Origin of the sequence: Paenibacillus sp. FSL R7-0210 (assembly GCF_038009085.1) — a bacterium.
Classification (GTDB): Bacteria; Bacillota; Bacilli; order Paenibacillales; family Paenibacillaceae; genus Paenibacillus_AQ; species Paenibacillus_AQ silagei.
The window spans coordinates 4,911,824-4,927,457 of sequence record NZ_JBBPAR010000001.1 but is presented as its reverse complement, the minus strand read 5'-3'; the positions used below and the strand labels follow the sequence as shown (position 1 = coordinate 4,927,457).

Annotated in this window: 16 protein-coding genes; 13 read left to right on the top strand and 3 right to left on the bottom strand. The window is 54.6% G+C overall.

Annotated elements, in window-relative coordinates; all coding sequences use genetic code 11:
• Nucleotides 1–244 precede the first annotated feature (244 nt).
• Nucleotides 245–952, top strand: a complete 708-nt coding sequence (locus MKY64_RS20775) for a queuosine precursor transporter (protein WP_340955441.1) — start codon at nt 245–247, stop codon at nt 950–952.
• Between the two features lie 115 nt (nt 953–1,067).
• Here the strand turns inward: MKY64_RS20775 and MKY64_RS20770 are convergent, their stop codons facing one another.
• Nucleotides 1,068–2,162, bottom strand: a complete 1,095-nt coding sequence (locus tag MKY64_RS20770; protein WP_340955439.1) for a M24 family metallopeptidase — start codon at nt 2,160–2,162, stop codon at nt 1,068–1,070.
• A gap of 174 nt (nt 2,163–2,336) precedes the next feature.
• On the opposite strand from MKY64_RS20770, the gene MKY64_RS20765 reads away from it, so the two are divergent.
• The 3 genes from MKY64_RS20765 (at nt 2,337) to MKY64_RS20755 (ending at nt 5,143) form a co-directional block, all read left to right on the top strand.
• Complete coding sequence (locus MKY64_RS20765; protein ID WP_340955437.1) at nt 2,337–3,542, top strand: PQQ-dependent sugar dehydrogenase; 1,206 nt, start codon at nt 2,337–2,339, stop codon at nt 3,540–3,542.
• 135 nt (nt 3,543–3,677) lie between these two features.
• Nucleotides 3,678–4,520: an SDR family oxidoreductase gene (locus MKY64_RS20760; protein ID WP_340958140.1), complete on the top strand. Its 843-nt coding sequence runs from the start codon at nt 3,678–3,680 to the stop codon at nt 4,518–4,520.
• 119 nt (nt 4,521–4,639) lie between these two features.
• On the top strand, nt 4,640–5,143 hold the full coding sequence (locus MKY64_RS20755; RefSeq protein WP_209991601.1) for a GNAT family N-acetyltransferase: 504 nt from the start codon (nt 4,640–4,642) through the stop codon (nt 5,141–5,143).
• Between the two features lie 19 nt (nt 5,144–5,162).
• Here the strand turns inward: MKY64_RS20755 and MKY64_RS20750 are convergent, their stop codons facing one another.
• The gene (locus tag MKY64_RS20750; protein WP_036727611.1) at nt 5,163–5,516 is read right to left on the bottom strand and encodes a winged helix-turn-helix transcriptional regulator; all 354 of its coding nucleotides are present in this window, start codon (nt 5,514–5,516) and stop codon (nt 5,163–5,165) included.
• A 90-nt stretch (nt 5,517–5,606) separates the two neighbouring features.
• Here MKY64_RS20750 and MKY64_RS20745 point away from each other — a divergent pair, with 90 nt between their 5' ends.
• The 8 genes from MKY64_RS20745 (at nt 5,607) to MKY64_RS20710 (ending at nt 13,145) form a co-directional block, all read left to right on the top strand.
• A complete protein-coding gene (locus tag MKY64_RS20745) occupies nt 5,607–5,867 on the top strand; it encodes a YqkE family protein (RefSeq protein ID WP_340955435.1) in 261 nt (86 codons plus the stop codon).
• Nucleotides 5,868–6,220: 353 nt separating this feature from the next.
• Nucleotides 6,221–7,669, top strand: coding sequence for an RtcB family protein (locus tag MKY64_RS20740; protein ID WP_340955432.1), 1,449 nt, complete (start codon nt 6,221–6,223; stop codon nt 7,667–7,669).
• Nucleotides 7,670–7,671: 2 nt separating this feature from the next.
• Nucleotides 7,672–8,958, top strand: coding sequence for an ATP-binding protein (locus MKY64_RS20735; RefSeq protein ID WP_036727614.1), 1,287 nt, complete (start codon nt 7,672–7,674; stop codon nt 8,956–8,958).
• A gap of 581 nt (nt 8,959–9,539) precedes the next feature.
• Complete coding sequence (locus MKY64_RS20730) at nt 9,540–10,043, top strand: sigma-70 family RNA polymerase sigma factor (protein WP_340955430.1); 504 nt, start codon at nt 9,540–9,542, stop codon at nt 10,041–10,043.
• Complete coding sequence (locus tag MKY64_RS20725) at nt 10,036–11,247, top strand: anti-sigma factor (RefSeq protein ID WP_340955428.1); 1,212 nt, start codon at nt 10,036–10,038, stop codon at nt 11,245–11,247. The genes MKY64_RS20730 and MKY64_RS20725 overlap by 8 nt, the downstream gene beginning before the upstream one ends.
• A 181-nt stretch (nt 11,248–11,428) precedes the next feature.
• Entirely contained in the window at nt 11,429–11,935 is a 507-nt protein-coding gene (locus MKY64_RS20720; RefSeq protein WP_036727618.1) for a metallophosphoesterase family protein, read from the top strand.
• A 12-nt stretch (nt 11,936–11,947) separates the two neighbouring features.
• Nucleotides 11,948–12,409 carry a GNAT family N-acetyltransferase gene (locus MKY64_RS20715; RefSeq protein WP_340955427.1) on the top strand — a complete coding sequence of 154 codons (462 nt, stop codon included), beginning with the start codon at nt 11,948–11,950 and terminating at the stop codon, nt 12,407–12,409.
• Between the two features lie 25 nt (nt 12,410–12,434).
• The gene (locus tag MKY64_RS20710) at nt 12,435–13,145 is read left to right on the top strand and encodes an HAD family hydrolase (protein WP_340955426.1); all 711 of its coding nucleotides are present in this window, start codon (nt 12,435–12,437) and stop codon (nt 13,143–13,145) included.
• A 409-nt stretch (nt 13,146–13,554) separates the two neighbouring features.
• On the opposite strand, the gene MKY64_RS20705 is transcribed toward MKY64_RS20710, so the two are convergent.
• Entirely contained in the window at nt 13,555–14,688 is a 1,134-nt protein-coding gene (locus MKY64_RS20705; RefSeq protein WP_340955425.1) for an FAD:protein FMN transferase, read from the bottom strand.
• 240 nt (nt 14,689–14,928) lie between these two features.
• On the opposite strand from MKY64_RS20705, the gene MKY64_RS20700 reads away from it, so the two are divergent.
• Nucleotides 14,929–15,501, top strand: a complete 573-nt coding sequence (locus MKY64_RS20700) for a TetR/AcrR family transcriptional regulator (RefSeq protein ID WP_076081854.1) — start codon at nt 14,929–14,931, stop codon at nt 15,499–15,501.
• Nucleotides 15,502–15,634 lie beyond the last annotated feature (133 nt).

Below are 15,634 nucleotides of genomic sequence, written 5' to 3'. Positions count from 1 at the left end.
CCTCCGGTTGAATAGTGAAAATTTGCAATATACTGCATTATTTTCAGAAATAACTGAATATTTAATGACTCTATCACCAATTCGCCAAAAAGAAGCAACGAAATGCCGTTTTTCTGAAAATTTAAAATTTCATAGCATGTTAGCTTTGTATGTGATAGAGTAGTAATGTTTTGTTTCTTGACTACTGCGATCCGCGGTTCGTAACCATCCCGCGTAACCAAAACTAGGAGGAATACCAGGCATTATGTTTAATTTGTTGTGGGGCGTTTGTTTTGTTGTCGTTAATTTTGTGTTTTTTCTGCTGTGCTACCGCTTATTCGGTAAAAAAGGGCTCTACGCCTGGGTCGGCATGGCGACCGTAGTCGCTAATATCCAGGTCGCCAAGACCATTGCGATGCCGTTCGATATCGTGATGACGCTGGGCAATACGATGTATGTCACGCTCTATATGACCAGTGACCTGCTCAATGAGCGGTACGGCCGGGCTGAAGCGCGGAGCGCTGTGTGGTTCGGCTTCTTCACACTGCTGATGACGACCGTCATTATGCAGATGGTGCTGGTGTTCAAGCCGCAGGAGACGGACATTGCCCAATCCGCGCTGCGGACGATATTCGGCCTGATGCCGAGACTGGCGCTGGGCAGTCTGACCGCTTATTTTATCAGCCAGTTCCTGGATGTACGGCTCTACGCCTGGATACGAAAGTATTACGGCAGCTCTAAGCAGCTATGGATTCGCTCGAACGGCAGCACGATGATCAGCTCCTTTGTCGATACGCTGATCTTCTGTACGATTGCTTTTGCCGGAACCTATGACATGAAGGTGTGGACCGAGATTCTGCTGACCACCTACCTGTCCAAGTTCATCCTCACGGCCGCCGGCACGCCGGTGCTGTATCTGGGCCGTTCCTTCAAATTTGCCGAAGAAGAGCAGAAGCCTGTTATCCGGGACTAAGCCTCCCGATGATTAAAGCCCCAGCCCCTGGAGATCCGGGAGCTGGGGCTTTTGTGTGCCGTGATGTATAGCGGACTCGCGAACTAACTTGAAGCTTCCTGAACCCTCAGCAGAATTACAGGTTAAGCACTGTCCATTCTTTGGGGAAGCGGGTCAGCGTCTGCGGACCTTCGGCGGTGACCAGCACATCGTCCTCAATGCGCACACCGCCGAGACCCGGCACATAAATTCCCGGCTCTACGGTGAAGACGTTGCCGTTCTGGATAATGTCCGTATTGAGCCCGTGCAGCGAAGGATATTCATGGGTGTCCATGCCCAGCCCGTGTCCGACACGGTGCATGAAGTACTCCCCGTAACCTGCGGCGTCAATGACATCACGTGCCGCCTTGTCGACAGAACCGAAGGACGCTCCGGCCACGGAGGCGGCAATGCCCGCTTCATTGGCAGCAAGCACAGCACTATATATATCACGCAGTCTGCTGTCCACTTCACCTACCGCGAAGGTGCGGGTAATATCGGAAGCGTAGCCTCCGGCATACACACCGAGGTCGAACATAAGCAGATCGCCCGGCTGAATAAGGCGTTCGCCCGGTACGCCGTGTGGGAGGGCCGTTTTCGGACCGGACAGCACCATCGTGTCGAAGGAGGGGCCGGAGGCACCGGTTTTTTTCATCAGATACTCCAGCTCCGCTACCAGTTCAATCTCGCTGACGCCGGCTTTGACATGTGCCAGACCCTGACGGAGAACCTCCTCCACCAGCTCGGCGGCATGCTGCATGATGCGCACTTCCTCCGGGGTCTTGACCGCGCGCATCGCCCGTAGCAGATGGCCGATATCCTGGTAGGAACCGGCGGCGACCGCTTCTGCGAGGAGTTCATACCGGCTGACGGAGAAGTGTTCCTTCTCGATGCCGATGCTGCCCGGACTAACATTGCCGAAGCGTGACTTCAGCAGAGCGTACGGGTTGTCCGTGTCACTGTGTGTCAGAATCGTCTTGACCGAGGAGGCGGCATGCGCGGCTTCGGCGTCCAGCGCCGGAACGATCAGCACCGGGTTCTCGCCCCGGATCAGCAGCAGGCCCAGAAAACGTTCATGCGGGTAGCTGGCAAAGCCCGTCAAATAGTACACATGCTTGGGATCGGTTACGAGCAGGGCATCCAGGCTTGCGGCTGCCATGTCCTGCTCCAGTTGTTGCAGAGCTGCATTCATTTCATTAGTTCCCCTTTCATCTACACGCTTGAACAGCAATGTTCCCATTATAATTCATAAAAATGGATGCTGCACCTCCCGTTATCACTGCAGCCTCAGTCGTTTGAGGAAGAGAAGCACAGGGTAATAGTTGCCACAATCAGGATCTGATAATACTTGAAGGAGGTTAGGAATATGAATGGATCAAAAATAAGGTTACTCTCCCGGACCTGTCTGCTGCGTGTAACACTGGTCTTGCTGATGACGTTGCTGTCAGCCTGCACTTCCGCTGCACAGGAGGATAGTCTGCAGGAGAATGGGGCAGAAGGCAGTCCGCCGGTCAACGCCCAGCCTGATGAAGCTCCGGGTGTATCCCCGGATTTCCCCTATACTGCTGAGACTTTAGCCAGCGGACTGGAGGTTCCCTGGGAGATGGCGTTTGCAGCGGATGGACGAATTTTCATTACAGAGCGTTCCGGCAGCCTGCGTGTCATGGAGAACGGCAAGCTGCGCGATGCTCCGCTGCTGAAGCTCTCGGATCCTTTTGTCAGCAAGGGAGAAGGCGGGCTCTTGGGGCTTGCGCTGGATTCTGATTTTGAGCAGAATGGACGGGCTTATGTCTACCACACATACCGTACCGAAGAGGGCGAACCGGCGAACCGGGTGCTGCAGCTTCAGATTGGAAGCAGCTCAGCAGAGATCAGCCGGGTTCTGCTGGATCATATCCCGGGCGACACCAACCACAACGGCGGGCGGATCAAGATTGGCCCGGACGGGTACTTGTACATCACCACAGGTGACCGCTATGATCCGGAGCTGGCGCAGGACAAGGATAATCTGGGCGGCAAAATCCTGCGGATTACGGCCAGCGGCTCCATCCCCGAAGACAACCCGTGGCCCGGATCGCCGGTCTACAGCATGGGTCACCGCAATGCCCAGGGGCTGGCCTGGCAGCCGGAGAGCGGGGCGCTCTACAGCTCCGAGCATGGCCAGTCCAATCACGATGAGCTGAATCTCATCAAGGCCGGAGCCAATTATGGCTGGCCGCTGATCGAAGGCGATGAGACCGGAGACGGCCAGCCGAAGCTGGTGACTCCGCTGGTCCACAGCGGAGAGGAGACCTGGGCTCCGTCAGGAATGACCTTCATTACGCAGGGACCCTGGGCCGGTGAGCTGCTGGTTGCAAGTCTGGCCGGACAGCAGCTCCTAAGGGTATCGCTGTCGCCTGCGGGCGGAACGCCTTCCATTACCAGCCTGTTCAAGGAAAAGTACGGGCGAATCCGCAATGTGACGGAAGGGCCGGATGGCACCTTGTACCTTATGACCAACAACCGCGACGGCAGAGGAAATCCGCAGGCGCAGGATGACCGGCTGATTGCGCTGCGTCCGGACTGGAAGTGAAGAATGGCCGTTTTTTGACTATGTTAACCCTCTGAAATGATGTAACATAACCTTAACTAGCATATACTTACTCGGATTAGGCCAGGCCGCTACAATTGCCTATAGGACCTATATGCAGGAGAGGGGAAGATGTCCATGCAAGGAAAAACGGTGCTGGTCACCGGTGCAAACTCCGGGATGGGGCTGGCTACAACCGTGGAAATGGCCCGCAGGGGAGCAACTGTCATTATGGCCTGCCGCAGCCTTAAGCGGGGGGAAGAGGCTCTTGCCGAAGCGGTGCGGCAGAGCGGCTCCAGCCAGATCCGGCTGATGCTGTGCGATCTCGCTTCCTTCGATAGCATTCGCGCTTTTGCCGGGGCGTTCACTGCCGAATATCCTGTGCTGGATGGTCTGATCAATAACGCAGGGGTGGTAGCGCTGAAGCGTGAGCTGACAGCAGATGGCTACGAGCTGGATCTGGGCGTGAATCATCTGGGGCACTTTCTGCTGACCCACCTGCTGCTGGATAACCTCAAGGCTGCTGAACAGGGGCGGATTGTTGTCGTGGCATCGGGAGCGTATAAGATCGGCAAGCTCTATCTGGAGGATCATACGCTGTCGCGCGGCTTCAATCCGGCCAAAGCGTACGGCCGCTCCAAGCTGGCGAATATTCTCTTCACCCGTGAGCTGGCTGCGCGCCTGAAGGGAACGCAGGTGACGGTGAACAGCCTGCATCCGGGTGCAGTGGGAACGAGCATCGGCGTGAACCGGGAGACGGGCTTCGGACGCCGGGTTCTGAAGCTGGTGTCCTACTTCTTCCTCACTCCAGAGCAGGGGGCGGATACGGCCATCTATCTGGCGACTGCACCGGAGCTGGACGGGGTAAGCGGGCAATATTATTACCGCCGCAAGATCAAGGAACTGACGCCACGGGCGGAGGATACAGAAGCGGCCGCACGATTATGGAAATGGAGTCTGGAACAGACCGGGCTTGAATAATGCTGTTTCAGTGAGGTTGCTTCAGCTTTACTGAAACTGTAGAACTGCTGCGTAATAAGACCGGCTTGGAGTATAATTACTCTACGGATGTTCATACCACAATTAGGAGGACGTACAGCATGGATTGGCAGGCTTACAGTATAGAGGATGCGGTGATAGAGGATTTGGAAGCAATTGTGGAGATCTATAATTCGACGGTTGCCGGAAGAGTGGTAACTGCGGATCTTGAACCGGTTAGCGTGGAGGAGCGGGTGGGATGGTTCCATGAGCATAGCAGCCATCACCGGCCGCTGTGGGTACTGAGACAGGGGGGCGAGATCGCGGCCTGGTTCAGCTTCCAGTCGTTCTACGGACGTCCGGCTTACAATGGAACAGCAGAGATTAGTGTCTATGTAAATGAGAAATTCCGCGGCAGCGGTGCGGGAAGTATTCTGCTGGCCAAGGCGGTGGAGGAATGTCCGCGCCTTGGGCTGCAGAATCTGGTCGGATTCGTATTCGGCCATAACGAGCCCAGCCTTGCCCTGCTGCGGAAGTTCGAATTCAAGGAGTGGGGGCTTTTGCCGGGAGTCGCGGTGCTTGACGGCATCCCGCGCGATCTGGTTATCATCGGCCGCAAGCTGTAAATATATAAATCGACAGGCCTTATTGAGGTTGCGGAGGAGCGCTGAAGGCGGAACGGCATTCCTCTTCCGTAATCCATGATTCTGACCAGACCTGGAGGTCGCGGATGACGGATTCCAGCGCCCGGCCTTTGCCTGTAAGCGAATACTGGATGCGGACGGGGGTCTCAGGGAACACCTCGCGCAGCACGATGCCTTCCTGCTCCAGCTCCTTCAGCCGTTCGGACAGCAGCCGGCCGCTGACAGGCAGCGAGGACTCAATTTCCCCGAAGCGCTGGGGACCCTGCAAAAGCTGATAGATGATTAAGCCCGTCCAGCGTCTGCCGATAATATCCATGCTTTTTTGTAATCTTGGACATAACTCTGTGGATTTCATTAGGCTCACCTCTTACTGTACATTATAAACGAAAAGACCTGTGCCTAAAACAAATTTGAAGGAATATAGCCGCATGAAAGGATGATTCCCATGGCAAAAAAGAAGAAGAACACACCGGCCCCGCGCCCTGCGGCAACGGATGCTCCGGCAACCCTGAAGGATATGCTGAGCGGCGAGGTTCTGGAGAAGCTAAAGGCGCAGTCCGATGCGCTCAAGGCAGAAGAACGGGACAAGAAGGAGGCTGCCCTAAAGGCAGCCGAGGATAAGCGCAAGGCGGAGCAGAAGCGGCTGGAGAATGATTTCGGCCATCTGCTGGAGAACAGCAATCAGGACTGGTCCAAATTTAAATAAAATAAATCTTTACCAGAATAAGGGTTGACAATCTGCTGCAAGGCCATATATTATTGGGTTTATCATTTAGAGAAGGGAGGCTGACGGATCATGATTGGAACAAATGAACGGAACAGACAGCAGGATCACCTGACAACCGCATATGTACGATCTGATCTCATCGCCTTCGTCCGGAAGACATAATGCGCAGGGTATTGCTGCTGATGTCTGAACTGAATACAGGTGTGCTTTGAACGGGTGCAAGCTTCAACGGGAAGCTGCACTTAGCGCGCCGGGAGCCGCATGATCAGAACTGGTCTGCGGCTCTTTTTTGTGTACCTGGAAACCCAACCTGAGAGGAAATGAAAATAGATATGAATAGCATGAAGCAACAAGCGGGAGAGATGTCCCGCTATAAACATGAGGTGGCCCTTCCGGGCGGCGACCTCAAAATCTACGCCAGTGAGCAATTATTCGGCACGCTGGATTACAAGGTCCTGGAGATGGCTAATAACAATCTTCAGATACCAAATATCGAATATATGAGCTATACCCCGGATGTACATGTAGGCGTCGGAACTTGTATCGGCACTACGGCTGTCTGGGATGCCGAATCAGGCTATGTGTCGCCGTCCATTGTGGGCAGCGATATCGGCTGCGGGATGCGCGTGCATCTGACCAACCTGCACGTGGATGATCTGCGAGAAGTGAAGCTGCGCCGCAAGCTGGTCCGGGCCATTGAGCGGTATCTGCCGATGGAGGCCCAGCAGCGCGGCCACTACAGCGATATCCGGCTGGAGAATATCGTACGCAAGGGACTGCACGGCCTGCCGAACAAATATATCCCGGACAGTTATACGCCGAAGAAATCAAGTGCGCTTTCCCACGTGGAGATCAGCAAGCTGGGCTTCGACGAAGAGATTCTGAATGAGCTGCCGGACATGGCCTGGCACCGGGGCCACCGCCAGCTCGGAACTCTTGGCGGCGGCAACCATTTCGTGGAGATTCAGGCGATTGAGATCGCAGAGGAGCAACGGGAGGTGGCGGAAGCCTGGGGGCTTCGGGACGGGCAGATTGCTGTCATGATCCACTCCGGCTCACGGGCCTGGGGCGGCATGGTCAATCAATTCTGTACCCCGGCCTTCGCCAAGGTCATGAGCCAGCTGGGGCTGGGCAGCGCCGACCCGCGCTTGATCTATGCGCCTCTGGCGCATCCGCAGGCCCAACGCTATGTTAATCTGATGTACTCGGCACTGAACTATGCGGTAGTGAACCGTCACCTGATTGCTTATGGAGTCCGTGAGGGCTTCCGGGACGTCTTCGGCACGAAGTGCGAGCTGCGTACCCTTTACGATCTGATGCACAATTACGCCTGGGAAGAGAAGACTTCCGCAGGCAGCAAGTTCGTCCACCGCAAAGGAGCCACCCGCGCTCTGCCTGCGGAGCATGCGGATAATCCGCGCCCTTATGCGGGGACCGGACATCCGGCGCTGATTCCCGGCTCGATGGGTACGGCCTCTTATATCATGGTCGGCCAGCCCGGAGGGGAAGAGAATTATTATTCCATCTGCCATGGTGCAGGACGTATCCGCTCCCGCTCGGCCACGAAGCGGCTGGTGAGTGTCCAGGAATTCTCCCGGTCGATGAAGGTGGGAACGGAAGACGAGATTGTCGTGAACCAGCATTCCCTGGAATCTATCATTGACGAATCCCCCCAAGCCTATAAGAATGTAGATGAGATCATAGAAAGCGTTACGGGGGCCGGCCTGGCTGCCGTTGTGGCCAAATGCAAGCCGCTCGCAGCGATAAAGGGGACGAAATAAGGATGGAGCAGGAGAACAAGAAACCGGCTGTAATCTATGAATATGATGAAGAGAGAGCCGGCATTATCAAAGGCTACGATGTGTATGCCCGCCTGGTGGACGGTATCCTTGAAGCCCTCTACACCCGGTACGGTGTCCGTTACGAGCTGTATGCCAGCGATGATCCCAATAGCGAATACTGGAAGCTGCTGGAGAACGATGTGCAGAGCGGGAATGCCGGGGTGGAGCATGTGGCGCGGATTTTTGACCGTCTGGAGGACCGGACCTTCGTGTTCGATGATGAGAAGGAGCAGCCGGAGTACCATATCCATCTGTCGGTCCGCAATAATGTGCTCGCTTATCCGGCGATGGGCATTGCGCTGGCGCGGGTTCCGGTGTTTCAGGAGAACGGCATTAACTTTCAGGATTATGTATTTGCCGCATCGGATCAGCAGCTGCAGTTCTTCCTTGGTAATGTGCGCAAGCGTCAGCGGGAGCAGAATATCAACAAGGTGACGGTGTTCACCGACCGGCGCAACGGGATCTCCCGTGAGGATGAGCCGATTACGCGTGCGGTTAGGCGTGAAGAGGTGATTTTGGACGCCGGTATCAAAAAAGAGATCTACCGCTCGCTCGACCAGTTCTTCGATAGCGACCGGAGCTTCTATGTGACCTATGATATCCCGTACAAGCGGGGGATTCTGCTCTACGGGCATCCGGGCAACGGCAAGACCACCCTGGTCAAATCCATTGCCGGAAGCGTGCCGGGACCGGTGCTCTATTGGCAGATTACGGAGTATACGAGCAGCGAATCGGTGAATGAGGTGTTCGAGGCTGCGGCCCGGCTGGCGCCGATGGTGCTCGTGATTGAGGACATCGACTCCATGCCGCAGGAGGTACGCTCCTTCTTCCTCAACACGCTGGACGGGGCCACCTCCAAGGAGGGGATCTTCCTGATCGGCACGACCAATTACCCTGACAAAATCGACCCGGGTCTCATGAACCGCGCCGGGCGCTTCGACCGGGCCTATGAGATCAAGATGCCAAGCGAGGCGTTGCGCCTTGAATATCTGCAGCTGCGCGGCTTCTCCGCCTTCGCAGGTGAGGAAGGCACGGCCACTGCTGCGCGTCTGACCGGGGATTTCTCCCTGACCCAGCTCGGTGAGCTGTATGTCAGTGCTGCACTGGAATGGCATGAGAACGGCACGGCAGATGTGGAGCTTCTTGTGCGCGGCATGCGCGGCGAGCTGGACAAGGGCCGCAAACGGGAATGGATGAAGGATGCATCGTCCAGCATCGGCTTTTATTGAATAAAATACGTGGAGAGCAGGCTGCCAGCGCGAATGAGGCTGGGGAATGAATCGCCAGAGTTAGCATACAGGGGGCCGGGAGGCTCCCTTTGTGCTGAATTTGAGCTCCTCCGCCGTTGCTGGCTGCTAGCCTTCGGTATTTACAAATTAGAGGTTTCGGGGTCATCTGGGGAGTTATGCGGACACAGAGGACGTTATTGGGCGAAAAAGACGGCTTTTCTGCTCGTATCGGACTCAGGAGCGCCTATATTGTATTGTGGAGCGTAAACGGAGGCCGGAGAGGGGGCTTAACGGCATCTGAGTCCGCCAGGCATGCGAAATGCTGTGTTCCGGCCAAATAAGGGATCTCCAGTCCGCAACGGGAGTGGCGGGGTTCGCACCCCCGCACACGCCCCCCGCACATCGCGCCCCCTGCACATCGCCCCCTGCACCATCGCATCTCGGTCCATTGGGATCCCGCACCATCGCCCCTCCGGGGAAGAAGGACTTTGCTTGCGAACAAAATGGATGATTTCAGGAAATTTCGTACAGAGGTGTAACTTTTCGCATTCTCATACGTGGATGGAGTAAGGGGGGAGGAGATGGAGCCAAATTCGCTGGATGAACTATATGAACATTATGTTGACGACATCTACCGCTATCTGCACTCCCTCTGCCAGGACCATCATGCGGCTGAAGATTTGATGCAGGATACCTTTTACCGGGCGTATCTGTATTTGGAGGATTGCCGGGAGGAGCGGATTAAGCCGTGGCTGTTCCGGGTCGCATATAATGCATTCGTGGATTATACGCGCAAAGAGAAGCGGAGCGTGGCGAAGGAAGGCGCTTATTTCAGCAGCCTGCCCCACCCGGAGACAACGGAAGGCACTCTGTTGAAGCAGGAACGGTGGGAGGAAGCGGAGCGGGCGCTTAGCCTGTTGCCGGAGGGGCAGCGCCATGCCCTGCTGCTGCACGATGTGCACGGGCTGAGCTATAAGGAAGCTGCTGGCATTATGGAGGTGGGCCTGTCCCAATACAAGATACTCGTATTCCGCGCCAGGCAGAAGCTGCGTGAAGCGGATCGGAGGAGGAATGAGCATGAGTGAGGAATTCAAAGAGAAGCTGCGCCAATACAGCGAGGGTACCCTTCCGGAGGAAGAGCGTGAGGAGCTGGAGAGTGAGCTGGCGAAGCTTGAAGCGTATCAGTTGTATCTGGAGGAGCAGATGGAACGGGAGGAGCAGGACGGGCAGGTCACCGGGAGTTGGACCAAGACGGACCCGCAAGGAAGCGCAGCACCAGGGTTCAAGAAGGCGAAAAAGAAGCGAAGAGAGAAGTCCATTATTCGCCGGGGCAAATGGAAGGCGCGGATTAACAATACACTTACTGTATTTTCGGCGTTCCTGATCTTTACGGTCATTAGCAGTATTATCACAGTAGTCTTCTACAACACCGGAGACCGGGGTGACACTTACCGTGATGTGGTAGAATCAGCGATTGCCGTTACCCGCCCCAACACCACGGTGCGGCTGTCATCGGATGCACATTATTTTTTCCGGATGGAGTTATCCGGGAATATGCTGAAGCAGGTGGGCAGCGAGAGCATTCAGGTCGGTAATTATTCACAGAATTTCCTTCTGGGACTGGCCAATAATGGTATATATAATTGGATGGATGAGCGGAACGGGTCTGGAAAAGTGTTCTATTATCCGTCTGCGAAGGGCGGCGCCGTTGGAGGGGATGATAATGACCAGTGGAAGAGGCTTGCGAAGCTTCCTGAAGGTACGGTTGCTGAGGCGTATCTGTCACTCGGCCATTTATATACCACAGATGAACTCCTGAAGCAGCTGGAGCCGCTGAACCTTCAGCCTGTCTGGTTCGGGGCGGATGCCGGACCTTCAACGAGGGAGAACGATGCGATCGTACACCCGCTTGGCTTCCCCTATTATCCTATCTGGCATAAGGATGATATGAAGAGATCAGAGGTCACCAAGGAAAAAACAGGCTGGTTCAGCTCCGTATCCTCCTACAGCAGCGTGTCGCCTTCCGTTGAGGCATACGGGAGCGGAGAACTACGAGATGCCAATTTCATCAAGACCCTTAAGCTGCTGCAGCAGCATCAGACACTCGCGGGCAGAGCGGTGTATATTGAACAGTTAGACACCTCCGTGGCCTATCTGGAGCAGAACGGGGTGAAGCTCTACGGAGCCGTTGTCACTGGACCGGTCAAGGAGCTGCTGAAGCTGCGCGAGGCTTCATGGGTGAGTCACCTCCAGGTAGGGGAAGTACGGCTTTGGAACTGGACGGAGTGAGGATCGCTATATATGAAAATGGCTAAAGGATCAGATCGCGGTGCCCTGCAGCTTCAATTTGCATTCCCTCTTCAGGGCATCGTACAATGATAGAACGTAAACTTGGATTTGAACATAAAAATGGCTGGGAATCGCAGTTTACCGCGCTTCTTAGCCATTTTGAATAAGGAGGAGAATGCAGATGAAGATTGGAGTGGTATCGGATACACATCTCTCAAGCCGGGCCAAGGGGCTGCCGTCCGTGCTTATGAAGGAATTTCGCCAGGTGGATATCATTCTGCATTTGGGCGACTGGGTGTCGCCGGAGATTTACGATATGCTCGCCGAGCTTGCTCCGGTAGAGGGGATTGCCGGGAACAACGATGGCTATGAGATTATTGAGCGCTTCGGCGAGAGCAAGATCCTTACGCTTGAAGGCATGCGCATCGGAATGATTCACGGACACGCTCCGTATTCCCGCAAAGGGACGGACGGTAATGCGCTGCTCGCTTTTGAAGGCCAGGACGTAGATTGCATTCTCTTCGGGCATTCCCATCAGCCGCTGATGCGCCGGGAGAACGGGATTCTGCTGTTTAACCCCGGATCGCCCACGGACAAACGCAGGGAGAAGCAATATTCCTTCGGCCTGATGGATATTGAAGATGGGAAGATTACAGCACGTCATGTCTTTTACGATTCCAGGGAATAAGGGGGCATAACTTTGCTGAATTTTCGCTTTGAACGGGCAGGTCTTGAGGATGTGGAGGAACTTGTACCGCTGTTCGATGAATACCGCAGCTTCTACGGCCAGCAGCCGGACAGGGAAGCCGCCAGGGAATTCCTGCAGGCAAGACTGGAGAACGGAGAGTCTGTTGTTTTCATGGCTGTTGCCGGTGAGGGTGAAGACAGGAGGATGTATGGTCTGGCACAGCTCTATCCCTCGTTCTCTTCCATCACGGTCCAGCCGGTATGGATTCTGAACGATTTGTTCGTAACGAAGGAGCAGCGGGGCCAGGGACTGGGCTCACTGCTGCTTGAAGGCGTGAAGGGCTTCGCCCAGGGGACAGGAGCCAAAGGTCTGACACTGTCCACCATGATGGACAACACCGGTGCCCAGCGTTTGTATGAAGCCCATGGATATGAGCGGGACGAGAGCTTTTTCACTTATCATTTATATTTCTGAAGATATAGTTAGGAGAGTTATAGTGGTGGAGACAAGCAGTAAGCTGGCTGTATTTTTTGATCTGGATGATACACTATATGACCACCTGGTCCCCTTCAGGGAAGCCGTACGTGAGGTGCTGGCCCCTGAGGAGGACAAGCTGGATTATGCGGAGCTATTCTACACGGTAAGGCATCACAGCGACTTGCTGTGGCCGAAGTATCTGCGCGGGGAGATGGAGCTGGAGGAGACGCGGGTGCTGCGGCTGGAGCTGGCTTTTGCCGAATATGGGTTGCCGCTCAACCGGGAGCAGGCGGTGCAGATACAGGCCTCCTATATTGCCCGCCAGTACACGATTGAGATGATTGACGGCGTAGCAGAGCAGCTTCAGCGGTTCATTAGCCTGGGCCATCCGGTAGGCATTATCACCAACGGCCCGCAGGAGCACCAGATGGGCAAGCTGCGCGGGCTGGGCATCGACCGGATCATTCCCCCGGAGATGATCTTCATCTCGGATGCTGTCGGTCTGGCGAAGCCGGACCCGGCCATCTTCGCTCATGTCAACAGGGTGACGGGAACTACACCGGAGAACAGCCTTTATGTGGGCGATACCTGGGCCAACGATGTAGTAGGCGCGCTGGCGGCAGGCTGGAAGGTATGCTGGTACAATCCGCGCGGGCGGCAGCCGGGCACGGACCATGCGCCGAGCTATATTTTCAAGAATTATAAGGAGTTCGGTGCGTTACCGCTGATATGACGGATTGAGTGATTACAAAGGCGCGTCCGATAATACAAACAAAGGTGCCCTCCATTGTGGAAGGCACCTTTTGGGTGTTGTAGCGCCGAGGATATAGGCCCCGGGTTTCACAGCGAGTAACTTTTAACAGAAATCCTGCAAGAATTGCAACAATCCAGCCCCATAGAAGCGGTTTATACTGAAATCCTGCCCAAAAGGCAACAATTCCAGCGCTAACTTGCGCTAACCACCGAAATTTGTGCAAATTATGCAACATTGTACTTCAGCCGGTAAATCGGAATAGAGGAATCCTGCAATATGTGCAACAATTCTCCTATACAGCGGCCGGTGAGGAAAGGCATCAGCAGCCTGCACCCATTAGCGTGATTTTGTGCTTCATGCCTAGTCAGCGCCAAGTGCCGCGCACCTTTTAGTCCGCGAATTGATACGTCGAATCGGTCAGATTCAGCCGTTTCTTCAGCTCAGAGGTGGCATAGATCTTGTTGTCGTCCGTAATGAAGAAGGCCTCAACCTTCTCCGGCAGTGCTTCGAGATACTTCATGCCTTCTTCCAGGCCCATGAGGAACACACCGGTGGAGAGCGCGTCCGCGTCAGTCGCGTTGGGGCTCATGATGGTGATACTCTTCAGCCCGTTCTGGGAAGGGAAGCCTGTACGCGGATCGAGGATATGGTGGTAACGCACTCCGTCCTGCATGAAGAAGCGCTCATACACCCCGGAAGCATCAATGACCTCATCGGTAATCTTAATCGTGCCCAGCTGGGTGCCCCGGCTCTGATCGGGGTCCTGCAGGCCGATATTCCACTGCGAGCCGTTCGGCTTGTTGCCAAGGGCGATAATGCTGCTGCCCCCGAGATTGATCATTGCGCTGTTCAGGCCCTGAGCCTTGAGATAGTCGGCGATCCGGTCAGCCGCATAGCCTTTGCCGATTCCGCCCATGTCCAGCACCATGCCTTCTTTGGCCAGCTTGACCGTCTTCGCAGCCTCATCGACAATCACATCCTTGTAATTGACCAGACTCCGCGCCTTGTCGATCGCCGCCTGGTCAGGCACATGCTCCCCTCCTTCGCCGATCGCCCATAGATCCACAAGCGGGCCAACCGTCGGATCATACAGCCCGTCCATTTCCTCAGCATATTTGAGGGAGAGCTTCACAATATCCAGCGTTTCATCAGACACAACAACGGCTTCTTTGCCGGCGGCTTGATTCACCGCGTACAATTCCCCGTTCGTCTTGGTGCGGCTGAACTCGATATCCATCCGTTCCAGCATAGCCTGAATGTCGTCCATATTCTTCTGTTCCACCGTATCGCCGAACACCTTGATATTCACAACCGTATCATAAATATAAAACGTCTGCTCCAGGGACTTCGTATCGCCGTCTTTGGAGGCAGTAGCGCCAGGGGTTCCGGTAGCAGCAGGGCTGTCTTCACTCTTGTTACCCATTGTAAGCCAGATTACCACAGCCGCAGCGATAACAACGACTAGAGCGGCCAGAATTACAACGGTTTTTTTGTTCTTAGATGTTTTTTTGATTTCAGACATATTCCACCATCCATACAATTAGTTTCGTGGTTGCATCTTTACTATCATACCCCAGAAAGAACGGCAATGGATACTCATTTGGTGACATTTTGTGCAGAAGAGCGGCTTGCCGAGTGCCGAATCCGGTGATATTTTGATGAAAATATTGTCTTCTTCCCGGTGGCGTGGTAAATTGGGTGGTAATTAATGACCGTAAATAAATTCTAGTCAATTTGTATTCTAGAGAATGGAGTGTTACCCATGTCCATTGACCGTAAAGCATTAATCCTGCAGGCAGCAACCCTGTCCTTTGTTCAATTTGGCTATAAGGCTACGACTATGGATCAGGTATCCAGAATTGCCAATGTGGGCAAAGGCACGATCTATACCTTTTTCAAAACCAAGGAAGAACTGTTCGAGGAAATTCTGGACAAGGCGACCTCTGAATTAACATCGGTGATGAGCCGTGTGGCTGCGCAGCAAACTTCCTTCGTACATAAGCTGCTTAATCTGCTGGATTCCATTCTGGAATTCCGCTTGGACCATGAGCTGTTCGTGAAGCTGGCCCAGGAGGTACGGGACATCGGTACGGCCCAGGCGCTCGAAGGCGTGAAGCGCATGGAGGGCTATGCGCTGGACTTCCTGCAGCAGCAGATTGAGGAGGCCATCGGGAGCGGAGAAGTGAAGCCTTGCGATGCCAGTGTGGCGGCGTTTATGATTCTGCGGATGTATCTGGCTCTGACCACGGAATGGAACAAATCCCATGAGCCGCTGGATCAGGACAAGATCAAAGAGCATATGATTCTGTTCATCTCCACCGGAATACTGCAATAGAGGCAAACAAGCGAATTGTTGTAATAACTAAACAGAGCTTCAGATTGTACGTTGAGCTGTTCCGGCACCCCGGGCTATAATGAAAGCGTTAATGAAAACGATTATGGCGCAGCTGAAGTCTAGAGCTGGCATG